General features: G+C 34.3%; 16 protein-coding genes. All 16 read right to left on the reverse strand.

Annotated elements, in window-relative coordinates:
• Window positions 1-13 precede the first annotated feature (13 nt).
• Window positions 14-277: an RNA-binding S4 domain-containing protein gene (locus tag PYW31_RS11630; protein ID WP_046837967.1), complete on the reverse strand. Its 264-nt coding sequence runs from the start codon at window positions 275-277 to the stop codon at window positions 14-16.
• Window positions 274-1,464, reverse strand: coding sequence for a MazG nucleotide pyrophosphohydrolase domain-containing protein (locus tag PYW31_RS11635; protein ID WP_046837966.1), 1,191 nt, complete (start codon window positions 1,462-1,464; stop codon window positions 274-276). Before PYW31_RS11635 ends, PYW31_RS11630 begins: the two co-directional genes overlap by 4 nt.
• Window positions 1,464-3,002 carry a polysaccharide biosynthesis protein gene (locus tag PYW31_RS11640; RefSeq protein ID WP_046837965.1) on the reverse strand — a complete coding sequence of 513 codons (1,539 nt, stop codon included), beginning with the start codon at window positions 3,000-3,002 and terminating at the stop codon, window positions 1,464-1,466. The genes PYW31_RS11635 and PYW31_RS11640 overlap by 1 nt, the downstream gene beginning before the upstream one ends.
• A complete protein-coding gene (gene mfd / locus PYW31_RS11645) occupies window positions 2,992-6,495 on the reverse strand; it encodes a transcription-repair coupling factor (RefSeq protein WP_394298763.1) in 3,504 nt (1,167 codons plus the stop codon). The genes PYW31_RS11640 and mfd overlap by 11 nt, the downstream gene beginning before the upstream one ends.
• A gap of 5 nt (window positions 6,496-6,500) precedes the next feature.
• Complete coding sequence (gene pth / locus PYW31_RS11650) at window positions 6,501-7,073, reverse strand: aminoacyl-tRNA hydrolase (protein ID WP_046837963.1); 573 nt, start codon at window positions 7,071-7,073, stop codon at window positions 6,501-6,503.
• A gap of 211 nt (window positions 7,074-7,284) precedes the next feature.
• The gene (locus PYW31_RS11655) at window positions 7,285-7,923 is read right to left on the reverse strand and encodes a 50S ribosomal protein L25/general stress protein Ctc (RefSeq protein ID WP_046837962.1); all 639 of its coding nucleotides are present in this window, start codon (window positions 7,921-7,923) and stop codon (window positions 7,285-7,287) included.
• A gap of 133 nt (window positions 7,924-8,056) precedes the next feature.
• A complete protein-coding gene (locus tag PYW31_RS11660) occupies window positions 8,057-9,022 on the reverse strand; it encodes a ribose-phosphate diphosphokinase (protein ID WP_046837961.1) in 966 nt (321 codons plus the stop codon).
• A gap of 153 nt (window positions 9,023-9,175) precedes the next feature.
• A complete protein-coding gene (gene glmU / locus PYW31_RS11665; protein ID WP_046837960.1) occupies window positions 9,176-10,531 on the reverse strand; it encodes a bifunctional UDP-N-acetylglucosamine diphosphorylase/glucosamine-1-phosphate N-acetyltransferase GlmU in 1,356 nt (451 codons plus the stop codon).
• A gap of 476 nt (window positions 10,532-11,007) precedes the next feature.
• Entirely contained in the window at window positions 11,008-11,316 is a 309-nt protein-coding gene (gene spoVG / locus PYW31_RS11670) for a septation regulator SpoVG (RefSeq protein WP_046837959.1), read from the reverse strand.
• Window positions 11,317-11,380: 64 nt separating this feature from the next.
• Window positions 11,381-11,755 carry a RidA family protein gene (locus tag PYW31_RS11675; RefSeq protein WP_046837958.1) on the reverse strand — a complete coding sequence of 125 codons (375 nt, stop codon included), beginning with the start codon at window positions 11,753-11,755 and terminating at the stop codon, window positions 11,381-11,383.
• Window positions 11,756-11,774: 19 nt separating this feature from the next.
• Window positions 11,775-12,599 (reverse strand): pur operon repressor, encoded by an 825-nt coding sequence (gene purR, locus PYW31_RS11680; protein WP_046837957.1) that lies wholly within the window; start codon window positions 12,597-12,599, stop codon window positions 11,775-11,777.
• Between the two features lie 17 nt (window positions 12,600-12,616).
• The gene (gene ispE / locus PYW31_RS11685; protein ID WP_046837956.1) at window positions 12,617-13,465 is read right to left on the reverse strand and encodes a 4-(cytidine 5'-diphospho)-2-C-methyl-D-erythritol kinase; all 849 of its coding nucleotides are present in this window, start codon (window positions 13,463-13,465) and stop codon (window positions 12,617-12,619) included.
• A 345-nt stretch (window positions 13,466-13,810) separates the two neighbouring features.
• Window positions 13,811-14,074, reverse strand: a complete 264-nt coding sequence (veg, locus tag PYW31_RS11690) for a biofilm formation stimulator Veg (protein WP_046837955.1) — start codon at window positions 14,072-14,074, stop codon at window positions 13,811-13,813.
• Between the two features lie 99 nt (window positions 14,075-14,173).
• The gene (gene rsmA, locus PYW31_RS11695) at window positions 14,174-15,064 is read right to left on the reverse strand and encodes a 16S rRNA (adenine(1518)-N(6)/adenine(1519)-N(6))-dimethyltransferase RsmA (protein ID WP_046837954.1); all 891 of its coding nucleotides are present in this window, start codon (window positions 15,062-15,064) and stop codon (window positions 14,174-14,176) included.
• Window positions 15,065-15,616, reverse strand: coding sequence for a ribonuclease M5 (gene rnmV, locus PYW31_RS11700; RefSeq protein ID WP_046837953.1), 552 nt, complete (start codon window positions 15,614-15,616; stop codon window positions 15,065-15,067).
• A 136-nt stretch (window positions 15,617-15,752) separates the two neighbouring features.
• Window positions 15,753-16,526, reverse strand: coding sequence for a TatD family hydrolase (locus PYW31_RS11705; protein ID WP_046837952.1), 774 nt, complete (start codon window positions 16,524-16,526; stop codon window positions 15,753-15,755).
• Window positions 16,527-16,531 lie beyond the last annotated feature (5 nt).

Consider the following 16,531-nt stretch of genomic DNA (forward strand, 5'->3'; position numbering starts at 1 on the left):
TGTCACCTCCTGTTTAATTTTCACTAACTTTTTCTTCTTTAACTAATTCGTACATGCCTTTCGCATTTTCTTTCGTTGCATGTTCACTTAATCCAGTTACGTTTATAGTTACAATTTTCTGTCCAAATCTAATTGTAAGTTCATCAGTCACTTTGACGTCTGTTCCCGCTTTTGCAACCGAACCATTTACAGTCACACGCCCTTGATCACTGATTTCTTTAGCTAATGTGCGACGTTTCACTAATCTCGATACTTTGAGGTATTTATCTAATCTCATATTCCTTCTCCTCCTTGCTCCAAAAGACGCTTTAAAGCATCCTCGTCTAACGACATATTTTTTGTTTTATCATACAACTTCAAGAAATGCTCTGCAAATACTTTTTCGAATTTCACTCTTTGTGTTTTACCCTCTTTTGCTTTTGCATCTGCCCAAATATTTTTCAAATCATCCATACCTTTCGCATCTGCGTCACCAAAAATATGAGGGTGTCTACGTATCATTTTAGCTGAAAGACTTTCAATGACCTCATTAATATCAAGGTAGCCTTCTTTTTTACCAATACTTGTATGCAATAATACTTGTAAGAGTATGTCACCTAATTCTTCAATAATGTGCCAATCGTCTTCATTATCTATGGCTTCAAATAATTCAAACGACTCTTCCAATAAATAACGTTTCAATGTATGATGTGTTTGCACTTTATCCCACGGACAACCTTGTTCTTCATCCACAAGCTGGTCTATGATATTGGCAGCAAAATAGAAATCACTGTAGTAGAACACTTCTTGCTCAACTTTAGGAATCAGTACGCTAGTTAAGTTACTAAAAATTGATGCATAATGATCTAATTCAAATAATGGCGTCTCTATAACATTGGCGTCATTGTGTTTTGCGCCATCTACAATATACACGATTTGTTCATCGTCATACCTTTCCATTAAGGTAACTTTTAAATCGCCTGCCGTCATGGGGCTATATACTTGCGTTATGAGTGTATGGGTACGAATATTTAATTGATTCGCTTTTATTGCTGTTGCATCTAGCATTGTAAAACCATCATTGGGATCTATTTTAACCGCTTCAAAAATATCATCAATAAAGCTTTTGCCACCTAAAACTTCAATTTGAATATCGTTATGCGCCTTTGCATATGCTTCTAATTTCACAGTCGTTGTTTCAGCCACTCGAGGATGACCAGGCACTGTATAAACAACATTTTCATGCTCTGAAGCTGCTATTAAATTTTTTACAATACTCTCATAAACATCATCAAACGATTTGTGTGCTTCATATTGAGCATCAAAACTTCTGAATTCTATATCTTCTTTCAATTCATTAATTACAGGGTGGTCTAACGTTCGCGTATATACTGTCGATTGTTTTTTCAAGTATTTATATATACCTAAAGGTAAATCATCGAGACCATAGTTCCCTAAACCTACAATTGTAATATGACGTGCCATTAGTGTTTCCCTCTTTTCATATGATATAGCTTATTACCAAAAGGCAAATGCTTTAACTCTCTATAACTTAATAATTGTAAATGAATTGTAGCAAATAGGATGACCAACACGCCTATAGATGCTGCTATCAATAATTCTATCAAACCACCTATACGCCCATGTGTTGGAATAAGCCACATCGTCACTTGTACAGCTATAGATAACATAAGCATAGTTAATATCAATTTAAAGACAAATTTTCGCATAGTTTGAAATTTATAATGTTTTAATACGTTAAAATGCAAAATAAGTGTAAATAAGACTAACGATATTACTGTACTCAAACTACCACCTAGCATCAATAAATGAGGTATTAATATAACATTAAGTAAAACTTTACTGATAACACCCATCATAAAAGCAAATAAGACCACGCGCACTTGCTGTTTCACTTGTAGCAATGCAATATCCATCATTATAAGCGAGACACATATCACCGTAAGCATATAGATAGCTAATGTCCCTGTTAAACTATCATTTTTAAAAAACACAGTGTTCATGACCGGCAATAAGTTAATCAATCCCACTCCTGCAGCTACACTAAACATAACCGTAATCTTAATAGACGCATTTGCATAACGATTAGTTAGGATATCGTGCTTCTCTTTTATTGCTTCTGTCAGTAAGGGAATAAGCACGAAACTAAATGTAGTCGTTACAATCAACCCCATTTGTATAAAGGAAGCACCTCTATCATATATCCCTTTTTGGGTCGTTGCTTGTTGAAAATCCAAGCCTGTACTTTTTAATGCATGTAATACAGTGAAACTATCTACAACTTGCCAGACAATAACAATAAGTTGGCTGACTGCAAAAACGATAATTGCCAATGCTAATTTTCGCCATTCAATATTTGACTGAGCGTCTGGTCTTGTCAGTTTAAACGGCTTTTGTTTTATTAGAAATAGACTAGAAGCTAAAAACCCTGCTGCCGAACCAGCAATTGCTAAAGTTCCTGCTGCATATATCGACCATTGGTACGTCATAAATAATACAACAGCTACCATTATAATCGACACACGTACAAATTGCTCAATCACTTGTGATAGTGCAGGTGCATTCATCATTTTTTGTGCTTGATAGTAGCCTCTATATACGCCTAGTATTCCAATAAATAAAAAACTAAAACTTGCCGCTCTAAGCATTGGGGTCAAGTTGGCATCACCCATTAACGACGCGACCCATTTAGCACTTACAAGTAAAATCAAGAAAAACACAGCACTAATCATTTGTAAGTTTATCAATACTTTCGTATATTGTCTTACTTGACCTACAGTATCAAATGATTGTGTAATTGCACTCGGAATCGCATTCATTGTCAAAATAACACCTAAAGCAACAATGGGATATATTTGTTGATATGCGTATAACCCTTCATCACCCAATATATTTTGATATGGGACGCGATAAATAGCACTTAAAATTTTAACAATAACAAGGGCTAAAGTAAGTGCAACTACGCCATTAAAGGCCGTATTTTTATCAGACTTAGACTTCATCTACTATAACCATACTTTCTTCTAAACATTTAGCTAAAAATTTCAAATTATCCAACCATGCACCTGTTTTATTTAATGTTAATTTCATTTTACCATCTTGTACGCCAACTTTCATTGCACGACCAAGTGGTTGCGTTTGTTTGAACAATGTTTCTCCATTAATATCTGTCGTTCCTTTTTCAGATAAATAAATTTCTACTTGTTTATTAACATCTTTAATTGCAGTGACACCCGCATGTAATGCATGTACTTTAATTTCCATCATATCTAACAATCTCTCAACTTCTACAGGATAATCATTGAAACGATCTATTAATTCATCTTTGACATCCATCAGTTGATCTTGTGTCTCGATTTTACGTAATTTTTTATAAATTTCAATTTTCGCTTGTTCATTTTGAATATATTCAGCTGGTAAATAAGCATCGATATTAAGTTCTATTTCGACTTCTGGCGCATCTTCAGTTTCTACTGTTACACCACGTTTTTCATTAACTGCTTCTTCAAGCATTTGAGAGTATAAATCAAAACCAACAGAGTCGATAAATCCATGTTGCTGCTTTCCTAATAGATTACCTGCACCACGAATATTCAAATCTCTCATAGCAATTTTAAATCCTGAACCTAATTCAGTGAATTCTTTAATTGCTTGCAAACGATCTTCTGCAGTTTCAGTCAATACTTTATTAGTTGGATGCAAGAAATATGCATAGCCGATACGACTAGAACGACCTACGCGTCCTCTCAATTGATACAGTTGGCTAAGTCCAAAACGATCTGCATCTTCAATGATAAGCGTGTTTGCATTAGGGACATCTACCCCCGTTTCAATGATAGTGGTCGTTACAAGAATATCGTATTCATGATTGATAAATCCTAGCATCGTTTCCTCTAGATCGCCCTCACTCATTTGCCCGTGTGCTACACCAATGTTAGCATCAGGCATTAACATTTGTAACTGTTCACGTTTCTCATATATAGACTGCACTTTATTATACAGATAAAAAACTTGTCCTTCACGTGATACTTCTCTTTCGAGCGCTTCTTTTATAAAGTTAGTATTTTGTTCTAACACATAGGTTTGTACTGGAAATCGATTTTCTGGCGGTGTTTCAATAACAGATAAATCACGTACGCCTAACATACTCATATGCAATGTGCGGGGAATAGGGGTCGCTGTCAACGTCAAGACATCCACATTTGTTTTAAGTGATTTAATTCTTTCTTTATGACGGACACCAAAACGCTGTTCTTCATCCACAATAAGTAGACCTAAATCTTTATAGTGGATGTCTTTGCCAAGTAATTTATGTGTACCTACTACGATATCAACAAAGCCTGATTTCAAACCTTCTTTTGTCTCTTTAACTTCTTTAGTCGTTCTAAAGCGACTTATCAGTTGAACTTCAATTGGAAAATCTTGCATGCGCTCTATTAATGTTTCGTAATGCTGTTGGGCAAGAATTGTCGTTGGAACTAAGAAAGCAACTTGCTTACCTTCCATTACAGCTTTAAATGCAGCTCGAACAGCTACTTCTGTCTTGCCATAACCAACGTCACCACATAACAATCTATCCATTGGACGTTCTATTTCCATATCCTGTTTAATTTCATCAATGGATTTACTTTGGTCAGGTGTTAGTTCATATGGGAAATCCAATTCAAAATCATTTTGTTCGGCCGTATCTGGTCCATACTTATAACCAACAGACATTTCACGCTCTTTATATAAATCAATAAGTTCATCTGCAATGTCCTCAACACTTTGTTGTACTTTAGCTTTTGTTTTTTTCCAATCTGTACCACCAAGTTTGTTTAATTTTGGTGATTTATCTTCTGAGGCCACATATTTCTGCACTTGATCCATTTGATCTACAGGTACAAATAATTGATCAGTACCTTTGTATTGCAATTTGATATAATCTTTATGAACGCCACTTACTTCTAAAGTTTCGACCCCTAAATATCTACTCACACCATGATGGACATGTACAACATAATCTCCAACTTTTAAATCCTGATAAGACTTAATCTTCTCAGCATTTGTGAGTGCTTTTTGCTGTTTTGGCTTTTTCTTCTGCTTAGATTTAAAAAGTTCACGTTCTGTAACGACAACAAGTTGCATATAAGGCAATTCAAAACCTTCAGACAAACTACCTTCTGTAATAATCGCACTTCCGCCATTGCTACGATGACTTGGGGTATCGATAAATGTCGGTATATGCATTTCATTTAGCATCTCTTGTATACGTTCTTTTTTCACTTCAGTTTCTGCTAAGACTACTACTGTATAATCATTCTGTATATAGCGCTGAAATTCCGAACGCATAATATCATATTGCCCATAAAATTGTTGTACAGGTTTACACGAAAATTTAATAATTTCATTTAATTGAACCGGCATAGTTGCTGTAAATAATGTGAAATAAGTTAGTGGGTGAGATTTGAGTAATGTCTCGAATCCATCATATTGTAAAAAACTTTGCCCGATAAATCCCTTACCACTTTCTATTAAATTCTGTATAAAGTCATCCGCTTCCGTTAAAAGTGACGCTTCGCTTTCTTTAACTCTATTATATTCATCAATCGCTACGATAGCATCATTTTTAAAATAATCTATAATTGTAGCTGGTTGTTCATACATAAATGCCACTAGGCGACGCAAAACTTGATGGTCCAATATTGATGATTCATAGAGTTGGAAACTATCATAAGTTTCTTTTAATTCCTGACGGACGGATTTATCTATTTTAGGGCGTGTATGTTCATATGCTTCTTTAAGTTTTAACTTTGTATGTTTTAAGACATTATCAGTAATAATATAATCACTAGCTGTAGTTATATTTACCGAATCTATATTTCCCTCTGACCTTTGGGTTTCCACATCAAAATCACGTATTGAATCTACTTCAGTATCAAATAATTCAATTCTTACTGGTTTACCAATAAGTGGATAGATATCTATAATTCCACCTCTTAATGAAAATTCTCCTATGTGTGAAACGACACTTTCTCTACGATATCCCATATTTACCAGTTTGTTTAATAGGGTATCCGTATCAATATCGTCACCTACTGATAATGACAATTGATGGGATTTCCACATTTCTACAGGTGTAAGCCATTTTTTCAGGCCATTTAATGGTACGATAAATAACCCTCTCTTTTCTTGAGCAAGTGCCGTCAGTGTACGTACACGCTCACTCATAAATTGAGGGCTTTGCGTTGAAAATTCTTCAGTCATGATATCTTGCATTGGATATTTATATATATCTTCTGCCTTTACAAATTGTGATAAATCACTTTCCAACTTATCTGCTTGATATAAATTATTAGTCACAACTAATAATTGCTTTGAAGTATGCAAAAACTTTTCAGATATAATCGTTGCCTTAGCCGCCGAAGACAACCCAGTTACTAAAACATTCTCTTTGCCAAATACTGCGTCTAATTCTTGATAACGCTTATCTCCATTTATATATTCTGTAATTATTGATTTCAATTGACTTCACCATTATATTCATTCATCACACGATCAAATCTAGAACTTTCTATAAAAGCTTCAACCGCACGTGCAGAATGGTCTATTACTTTATCCATCGTTTCCATTTCTTGTTTTGAAAATTTTTGCAATACATAGTCAACAATTGCCATACCATTTGATGGACGGTCTACCCCAATGCGAATACGCTTAAATTCATCTGTTCCCAATACTTGAATAATTGATTTCATACCATTATGACCACCAGCACTACCTTTTTGTCTTAAACGTATTTCGCCTTGTGGTAAATCTAAGTCATCATACAACACTAATAATTCATCAATTTCAATATTGTAATATTTCATCAATGGACCTACTGCTTCTCCGGATAGATTCATCATTGTCATCGGTTCGATAAACATCACTTTCTCTCCTGCAATATGTTCAATAGTATAGGCACCTTTAAACTTTTGCTTATCTAACTTGAATTGGTTTTGGTCTAACATATAATCTATAACCTCAAAACCAATATTATGTCTTGTTTGTTCAAAGCGTTTACCTATATTGCCTAGACCTACAATACATTTCATTATGTTACCTCCAATTGTTGTTCTCACTTTTATAGCGCTTTTTTTATAAAAAGCTTGTACATTCGTATGTACACACACAAATTATTTTCCGTATCATTCACTATAATAACATAAAAAAGCACCTGCTTAACGTATTAAGCACGGTGCTTTTTTATAAGATGCTATAACATTGACAGCGTCAATGCGCAAGAAAATTTAAAGAGTAGAAATATTATTCTTCTTCTTTTTCTTTGCCTACAACTTCAGGCTCAGCAGTTTCTGAATCGCCTTCCATTGCTTCGATTTCTTCTTCAGTTGGTTCTTCAGTTGGAGCAACTACAGTTACTACTGAATCAGTGCCTTCATTTTCGATTGTAAAGTCGCCTGATACTTTAATATCTGCTACTGAAATACTATCGTTAATGTTTAATTCACTAATTTCAACTTCAATTGTTTCAGGAATGTTATCAGGAGTAGCTGTAACTTCAAGGTTGAATAATGGTTGTTCAACAACGCCACCTTCTTTAGTTCCTGCTGCTTCTCCTACTAATTGAACTGGTACTTCAACAGTACGTTCTTCAGTCATATTGATTGCTAAGAAATCAATGTGAGTGATTTGGTTTTTAAGTGGATCGAATTGGTAGTCTGAAACCATTACTTTAATAGTTTTAGAACCTACGCCTAAATCGATAACACCGTTACGTCCAACTTCACGGATAACTTTGATAAATTCTACTTCGTCTACTTTAACAGAAGTATTTTTTGTACCGAAACCATAAACGATTGCAGGTACTTTACCAGTGTTTCTTAATGTTTTAAGGTCAGAACGTGTTTGTTTACCTTGACGAATAATTGACTTTAATGCAGTCATATTCATTTCCACCTTTCATCTTTGCTCTTTAAAAGAGCCCCTCACTTACCCATCAACTTATCGTTGCTTGCAAGTGTTTATTTTCAGTGCTCGCTAAATCACGAACGAAACCATTATACATTCGTTATGTTTTTTAGTCAAATAGCACACTAACAGATTCACTTTCATATACGCGAATGATTGCCTGTGATAATAAACCTGCTACCGATAATTCTTTTGTGTTATTTGGTTTACGACTATCTTCTAATTGAATTGAATTCGTTACTACTAACTCTTTAATTGCTGAATTTTCGATACGTTCTCTTGCTGGACCAGATAGGACAGGGTGAGTACAACATGCATATACGTCTTTTGCCCCTTTATCTTTTAATGCTTGTGCTGCCAATGTAATTGTACCTGCTGTATCGATAATATCATCGATAATAATAGCTGTACGCCCATCGATATCACCAACAATATTCATAACCTCTGCTACGTTTGGTTTTGGACGACGTTTATCAATAATAGCAATTGGGGTTTTAAGGATGTCTGCGAGTTTACGTGCTCTTGTCACACCACCATGGTCTGGAGAAACTACAACACACTCTTCAAGATCAAGATTTGTATCATTTTTGAAGTATTCCGCTAAGATTGGCACACCCATTAAATGATCAATTGGAATATCAAAGAACCCTTGAATTTGTGGCGCATGTAAATCTAATGCAATCATACGATCTGCCCCAGCCGTTTCGATTAAGTTTGCTACTAATTTAGCAGTAATCGGCTCACGACTACGCGCTTTTCTATCTTGACGTGCATATCCATAATAAGGTACAACGATATTAATATTCGCTGCTGATGCACGTTTACAAGCATCTATCATTATCAATAATTCCATTAAATGCAAGTTGACTGGATTTGAAGTAGGTTGAATAATAAATACATCGCAACCACGAATGCTTTCTTCTATATTGATTTGAATTTCTCCATCGCTGAAACGTTTTACAGAACACTTTCCAAGTTCAATTCCAACATGATCTGCTACTTCTTGGGCTAACGGTTCATTTCCTTTCAAAGAAAATATTTTCAAAGCAGAGTTCTTGTACTCATTGTTTAACATTTATAGTCCTCCAATTAATTCATTCAATTAGTTTAATTTATATATACAAGGCAACATTATATTATTTATCAACATAAAAGCTTCCAAGTTCGTAACAAATTTAGTTACATTGAGTTTAACAGTTGTAGCTTAATTATCTAAACGTTGTGCATTTTATTTTTTCAAATAACCTTCTTTAGTCGTTTGTCTGGCTCTTCCTAATGCCAGACTATCATTTGGCACGTTATCAGTTATAGTAGAGCCTGCCGCTACAAAAGCACGATTTCCTAACGTTACAGGCGCAACAAGATTTGTATTACAACCTATAAATACATCATCACCGATACTCGTCTTGAATTTATTAATGCCATCATAGTTAACTGTAATTGAGCCACAGCCAATATTTGTACGTTCACCTATTTCAGCATCACCAATATAACTTAAATGAGGTACTTTAGCACCGTCTTTAATTATCGATTTTTTAACTTCAACGAAATTACCGACTTTCACTTTCTTACCAAGATCAGCGCCTGGTCGTAATTGAGCAAACGGTCCAACTGTTGCATAATCATCCACATTGGATTCATTGATGACTGACTGCTTAATTGTAACATTAGATCCGATACTACTGTTTGTAATTTCTGTATATTGTCCAATGATAACGTCTTCACCAATTTCACTATAACCTACAAGCTTCACGCCTGGTTCAATTACAGTATCCTCACCAATCTTCACGTTTACACCAATATAAGTAGTTGCTGGGTCAATAATCGTTACACCATTTTTCATATGATATTCATTGATGCGCTGTCTAAATGCACTTTCAGCTTCGCTCAACATCAATCTGTCATTCACACCCATAATTTCATCAAAATCGTCTGTATGATATACTTCAACGCTACCTTTATCTTCTAAAATTAATGAAAGTACATCTGGCAAATAGTATTCACTTTGTACATTATCATTTTTCACATGATTTAATTTATCAAATAGTACTTGATTATCAAAAGCAAAAATACCAGAACTAATTTCATTAATTTCTCTTTCATTCTCTGTTGCGTCTTTTTGTTCAACGATTTTAACTAAATGGTTATCTGAATCACGAAGAATGCGCCCATATCCAAATGGATTTGGTGCTGTAGCAGATAATACTGTAGCTTGTGCTTGATTTTGCTCGTGGTGATCAACTAAAGCTTTTAATGTTTCTGTAGTAATTAATGGTGTATCACCACAGACAACAAGCGTTGTGCCTTGTTTATCTTGTAAATGTTCACTCGCCATTTTCACAGCATGTGCAGTTCCTAATTGCTCTTCTTGAAAACTATAAAGTGACGCGTCACCTAAAGTTTCTTTCACGCTTTCTGCGCCATGACCAACAATTGTTACAAGTTGTTCTACTCCAGATCGCTTAACGTTATCAACAACATGTTCAATCATCGATTTGCCTGCAACTTCATGTAGTACTTTGTATTTCTTTGATTTCATACGTGTACCCTTGCCAGCTGCGAGTACTATTGCACGTCTTTGCATGTATGTTAACCCTCCATTAAAATATACACTTCCTCCTTATTATAATTTAACGCTAGCCCCACTTTCAAGGCTCAAAGCGTCAATATTAAATAATAAGAAAATTGAGATCGTCATAAACCAAATTATTCCATTTACTATTTGTCATCTTTATAAGTATTAGAAAACGCTTCATTAATGTACAATATTTTTCTCATTCTGCTATAATCATTTACTACATTTTATCAATATATGCTTTAATATGTATTTCTATTCATTATTTAGAAATGAATAAATCCAAATTTATAATTGTTTTGTCGGACATATTAAATATAATTATATAACAGATAATTTTTGTCACCTTTACACGTTTACATTAAATTAAAAAAATTATAATTCACTTTACTTTTCCACAAAAAAGAAGATTGAATTTCTGTCAAACAGAAGTTCAATCTTCTTTTTATATAATATTTGAATTATAATGATTATCACAAATTTTATTAAGCTTCTTCGCCAGAGTCTTCTGATGGTTGTGCATTTCTATCAGGAATAACCTCATCAGTTTCTTCATATACTTTCATCACTGCATCTTGTATTTCTTGTCTCATTTCTGAGTTAATTGGATGCGCGATGTCTCGGAATTCACCATCTGGTGTACGTTTACTTGGCATTGCGACGAATAGACCTGTGTTGCCTTCAATGACACGTAAATCATGAACCACAAATGATTCATCTAAAGTGATTGAAACGAGCGCTTTCATTCTTCCATCTGTTTGTATCTTTCTAAGTCTTACATCTGTCACTTTCATGTAGTGAGCCCCCCTAGTATCTCTTTGTTAGAAGCTTAACAATTTCATCAAAAATTATAAATCCTTACTTAACTTCTGCTATTACTTCGATTTCTACTTTAACATCTTTAGGTAACCTTGCTACCTCAACACAACTTCTTGCTGGTTGATGATTGTCAAAGTATTTGCCATAAACTTCGTTTATATTTTGAAATTCATTCATATCAGCAATAAAAATAGTAGCTTTAATAACTGAATCTATGTCAGATCCAGCTTCATCTAAAACAACCTTTAAATTCTCTAAGACTTGTTTTGTCTGTTCTTTTACATCATCACTGACAATTTCGCCATCTAAATTTAATGGGATTTGTCCAGATGTGAACACTAGACCATTAATTTGTGTTGCATGTGAGTATGGACCTAACGCTTCAGGCGCCTTGTTTGTATTAATTGTTTTCATGGTGCCGTTAATCGCTCCTTTAAGTAAATTTATTTAAACTGTTACCTTTTTCTACCTTAAATTCCTGATTGTATTCGTCTACATCAGATAATCTCACTAAGGAAGTATAATCTTCAATTAACCTTTGCTTAACTTCTTTTGATTCTACTAGTACCGATACCCCTTTCACATGAGCTTTAAACTCATTCATTAAATTCATTACGCCGTTGATAGAGCCACCAGCTCTCATGAAATCATCGACCACAAGTACGTTTGAATTTTCAGGTAAAGTTCTCTTTGAAAGAACCATTGTCTCAATTTTTCGTGAAGAACCAGATACGTAATTTATTGATACTGTTGAACCTTCAGTCACTTTATTATCTTTTCTAATGACCACGACTGGTATATTCAATACATTAGCTACTGCATTAGCAAGAGAAATCCCCTTCGTAGCAATCGTTACGATAGCATCTAGCTCTTCATCCATATACAATGTAGCAATCAATTTACCCACTCTATTGAGCAAAGTCGGGTTTCCCATTAAATCTGATAAGAATAAATACCCTCCTGGTAACAAGCGGTCTTTTTCTTGAAGCTGCTCAATAATGTCTTCTACAACTTCACTTGCTTCTTCTTTGCTCATCTCAGGTTTATATGTAACTCCACCACTCGCTCCAGCTGTCGTAATAACTGTCCCAAGTTTTTCCATTTGAAAAGTCGTTTTAATAATTTGGACGTCTTCACTTATTGACGATTTCGCCTGTTTAAATTTTTGAACAAAATAAGTTAAAGGTATCAATTTATTTGGATTATTCATTAAATATTGAGTCATATATACAATTCGTTCACTTCTTTTATAGCGCATTAAACTCATCCCTTCTCTTATCCTAATAATCTTACTATATATACTTCATTACAACAGCCATTGACAGCATTGTATACATGTCTTGCTTGTCGTTCTTTTTGTGTGAGACCATAAACAGTCGGACCGCTTCCACTCATCATAGCACCATCTGCACCGTTATCTAACATATTCTCTTTTATTTTTAAAATCTCAGGACACAGCTGATTCGAGATAGGTTCCAATCGATTTGAAAGACTCTTACATAGCAGTTCATAATCTCCTGTATTTAAAGCTGATTCGCACGCTTTAGTATCGACATTATGTGTTTGTTTTAAATCTAACATTTTAAAAATCTCAGGTGATGATATTCCTATATTGGGTTTGGCCACAACCACCCACGCTGAAGGCGGCTTATTCAGAAAGTTAATTTGTTCACCTTTCCCTTTACACAATGCCGTTTTCCCAAAAACACAAAATGGAATATCCGTACCTATGGTAACTCCAAGTTCACACAATTCTTCTAATGGACGATTCAAATTATATAGGCGATTCATCCCTCTCATTGTCGCTGCAGCATCTGTTGAACCACCAGCAAGACCAGCTGATACCGGTATATTTTTATCTATGCTGATTGTAACACCTTGTTCTAAATTATAATTCTGCTTCATTAATTCTGCAGCTTTATATGCTAAATTTTTACTATTGGAGGGAACATAAGTTTGCTCTACATCGACAACAATTTTATTGTCTTTACGTAGTTCAAATGACAAACGATCATTTAAATCTATTGTTGTCATAATCATTTCAACTTCATGAAAACCATCATCTCGTTTAAAGAGTGTGTCCAGCGTGAAATTAATCTTAGCCGGAGCTGTTTCATAAATCATATGCCCACCCTCTTTCAATTTCGATATGGTAATAAAATGATTTTAACATATTGTTATAGTTGATTTGTCAGTTTTTTAAAACTAAATCTGTTACAACATCATTCTTAGTAATTTATATTGCTATATAATTATAAATTATGAAGGATTGTAAAATCATTTCTTAATTTATTATTCTACAACATACTTAGTTTTCAATAAAATTATAACCACTTGATAAATCAGGGCAAAGAAAAAGGTATGTCAGCGTAATTGCGCCAACATACCTTTTTATCTATCATTATAATATTAAAGTTAAAATTAAAAAGTTCGACTTTGTAGCCAAACTTTACTTTATATCACTATTATTTAGTGTGCAACTGCTTCATGATGATTATCTTCTTCGAAAGAAACTTGTACGTTTTCAGTCAAAACATCAGTGTATGTATATGACACACGCTCAAAATTATGTTTATCTTGATCTAGCTCAACAACAAATACTGAAGGATATGTTTCTTTTAACACACCACTACGTTCAATAGTTTTTTTGCGTCCACCATTCGCTTTTAGTACAATACGATTTCCTAATTGACAATCAAGTTTATTTTTGATGTCTCCAATAGATTTTGGCATATTGCTCCACCTCGCTACAAGATGTATAATAACACAAATAGCGTGTTTTTGTCAAACAAAACATCAATTTTAGCAAGGTAAAGCGTACTTGTCAATAATTTAAAATTCTAATTCTGGGAAATTTTTCAATTCATTATATAAATTTGCAAATTCTTTTATTGAAAGCGTTTCTCCACGACGTCTTGGATCTATACCACTTGTTTCTAACCATTTTAAAATAACTTCTTTCTTGTTTTTTCCTTCAACGAACAAACTTTGGTAGTTATTATTTATCGTTTTTCGTCTTTGGCTAAAGGCAGATTTAGTCATTTTGAAAAATTTATCCTCATTGTCTACTTCAACTTGTGGCACATCCCGTTTCATTAGTTTCACAACAATTGAGTCTACATTGGGTGGTGGTAAAAATACTGATTTCGGCACAGTCAATACTTGACTTGTTTCTGTATAGTATTGTGCAACAATTGATAATGATCCATATGCTTTCGTTCCTACCTGTGCATTTAATCTTTCGCCTACTTCTTTTTGCATCATCACGACATAACCATCAATCGGTAAGCGCTGTTGCATTAAATTAAGTAATATAGGCGTTGTAATGTAATACGGCAAGTTTGCAACAACCATAATCTTGTCACAATCTGCAAGATTATCAGATACATACTGCGCAATGTTAGCCTTTAATATATCTTCATTAATAACTGTCACATTATCATAAGGGGACATGGTATCTTTAAGCACAGGAATCAAACGTTGATCAATCTCAAATGCAATAACTTTTTTCGCACTTTTAGCCAATTGTTCAGTTAACGATCCCATTCCAGGTCCAATCTCTATTACACCAGTATTTTCATCTATATCACTTGCGTCAATAATGTTATGAATAATATTAACATCAATTAAAAAGTTTTGACCTAAACTTTTTTTGAAGTTAAAACCATATTGATTAAGCAGTGCTTTTGTGCGGGATGGCGTAGCAATATCTTTAATATCCATTTACATTTCACTTCCTTCATTATCACTTAATGCATTTCTAACGTCCATTTCTGTATAACCAAATGCATTGAGTTTATTTATTAACTGTTTACCATTAGAATGTCCGATATGTAGCTTGCGTCCAAGGATTTCTCTCTTTCTTCGCGCATCTTTTCCAACTATTAATCCTAAATCAACTAACACTTCTTTACTAATCGTTTCGGATCCTTCTTCAAAAGGCGTACTTACATTCATTAGCGCTTCTTTGATATCGGAAAGTTTTGCATTTTCTACGCCAATTTTACCACGTTTGTTCTTTGCTTTTTCTTTATCTATATACGCATGTTTCACACCAGGTATATTTTTCTGAATCGTGTTTCGTATTTTATCACCCGGGAAATCTGGATCAGTAAAAACGATAACACCTCTCGTCTCAAAAGCCTGTGCGATTACATCTAAAATCTCTTTATTAATTGCGCTGCCGTTTGTTTCAATCGTGTCACATTCGACAGCTCTTTTAACTCGCTCGGTATCGTCTCTACCTTCTACTACAATAAATTCATTTATCTTCATTTATTGTTTCACCTTTCATAAATTTCATTCGATTTTGGTAAAAATAAAAAGACGCCGGTGCCAATAATGGTTTCCACTTAGTATTCGCTCTAAAAACTAAGCCACATCTCAGACCGACATCTTTCTTGTTCTATCTCTATGCCTTTAATTTAAACAATTGTTCTGCATTTTTAGTTGTTTGTTGGCAAACTTCCTCATAACTCACACCACGTAATTCAGCGATTTGCTCAGCTACAAGCGTCACACGTACAGGTTCATTTCTTTTACCTCTATATGGATGTGGTGATAGAAATGGTGCGTCTGTTTCAACTAATAGTCTATCGAACGGGACATGCTTTGCTACCTCTTTTGGTTGCTTCGCATTTTTAAATGTAACAGGACCGCCTAATGATACATAGAAATTCAATTTATTAATTACATCATCTGCAATTTCAGGAGAACCACTAAAGCTATGCATAATACCACCAATTTCTTCTGCGTGCTCTTCTTTTAATATATCAACACAATCTTGCGTTGCTTCTCTATTGTGTATGATAATTGGCAGATTAACACGTTTAGCTAAAGCAATTTGCTTTCTGAATAAAGCTTGTTGTATATCTTTAGGAGACTTATCCCAATGATAGTCCAATCCTGTCTCACCTATACCGATTACTTTAGGATGGGAAGCAAGTTGTTCTATCCATTCTAAACGCTCTTCTGTACAATCAATTGCATCTACAGGGTGCCATCCGATTATGCCATAGATAAATTCATATTGATCAATAAGTTCCATCGTACGTTCAATTGTAGGTGTGTCAAAGCCCACCACAAACATACGATCTACCCCATTTTCTCTAGCTCGCTCAATGACCGCTTCTAAATCCTCGTCATATTGCTCGGCGTTTAAATGAACATGTGTATCAATTAGCATACTAT

Origin of the sequence: Staphylococcus succinus, assembly GCF_029024945.1 — a bacterium.
Classification (GTDB): domain Bacteria; phylum Bacillota; class Bacilli; order Staphylococcales; family Staphylococcaceae; genus Staphylococcus; species Staphylococcus succinus.

What these genes read in the sequence shown, in the direction of transcription:
- PYW31_RS11630 (WP_046837967.1), bottom strand. Translation starts at nt 277, where the DNA reads ATGAGATTAGATAAATACCTCAAAGTATCGAGATTAGTGAAACGTCGC.
- PYW31_RS11635 (WP_046837966.1), bottom strand. Translation starts at nt 1,464, where the DNA reads ATGGCACGTCATATTACAATTGTAGGTTTAGGGAACTATGGTCTCGAT.
- PYW31_RS11640 (WP_046837965.1), bottom strand. Translation starts at nt 3,002, where the DNA reads ATGAAGTCTAAGTCTGATAAAAATACGGCCTTTAATGGCGTAGTTGCA.
- pth (WP_046837963.1), bottom strand. Translation starts at nt 7,073, where the DNA reads ATGAAATGTATTGTAGGTCTAGGCAATATAGGTAAACGCTTTGAACAA.
- PYW31_RS11655 (WP_046837962.1), bottom strand. Translation starts at nt 7,923, where the DNA reads ATGACTGCATTAAAGTCAATTATTCGTCAAGGTAAACAAACACGTTCT.
- PYW31_RS11660 (WP_046837961.1), bottom strand. Translation starts at nt 9,022, where the DNA reads ATGTTAAACAATGAGTACAAGAACTCTGCTTTGAAAATATTTTCTTTG.
- glmU (WP_046837960.1), bottom strand. Translation starts at nt 10,531, where the DNA reads ATGCAAAGACGTGCAATAGTACTCGCAGCTGGCAAGGGTACACGTATG.
- spoVG (WP_046837959.1), bottom strand. Translation starts at nt 11,316, where the DNA reads ATGAAAGTGACAGATGTAAGACTTAGAAAGATACAAACAGATGGAAGA.
- PYW31_RS11675 (WP_046837958.1), bottom strand. Translation starts at nt 11,755, where the DNA reads ATGAAAACAATTAATACAAACAAGGCGCCTGAAGCGTTAGGTCCATAC.
- purR (WP_046837957.1), bottom strand. Translation starts at nt 12,599, where the DNA reads ATGCGCTATAAAAGAAGTGAACGAATTGTATATATGACTCAATATTTA.
- ispE (WP_046837956.1), bottom strand. Translation starts at nt 13,465, where the DNA reads ATGATTTATGAAACAGCTCCGGCTAAGATTAATTTCACGCTGGACACA.
- veg (WP_046837955.1), bottom strand. Translation starts at nt 14,074, where the DNA reads ATGCCAAAATCTATTGGAGACATCAAAAATAAACTTGATTGTCAATTA.
- rsmA (WP_046837954.1), bottom strand. Translation starts at nt 15,064, where the DNA reads ATGGATATTAAAGATATTGCTACGCCATCCCGCACAAAAGCACTGCTT.
- rnmV (WP_046837953.1), bottom strand. Translation starts at nt 15,616, where the DNA reads ATGAAGATAAATGAATTTATTGTAGTAGAAGGTAGAGACGATACCGAG.
- PYW31_RS11705 (WP_046837952.1), bottom strand. Translation starts at nt 16,526, where the DNA reads ATGCTAATTGATACACATGTTCATTTAAACGCCGAGCAATATGACGAG.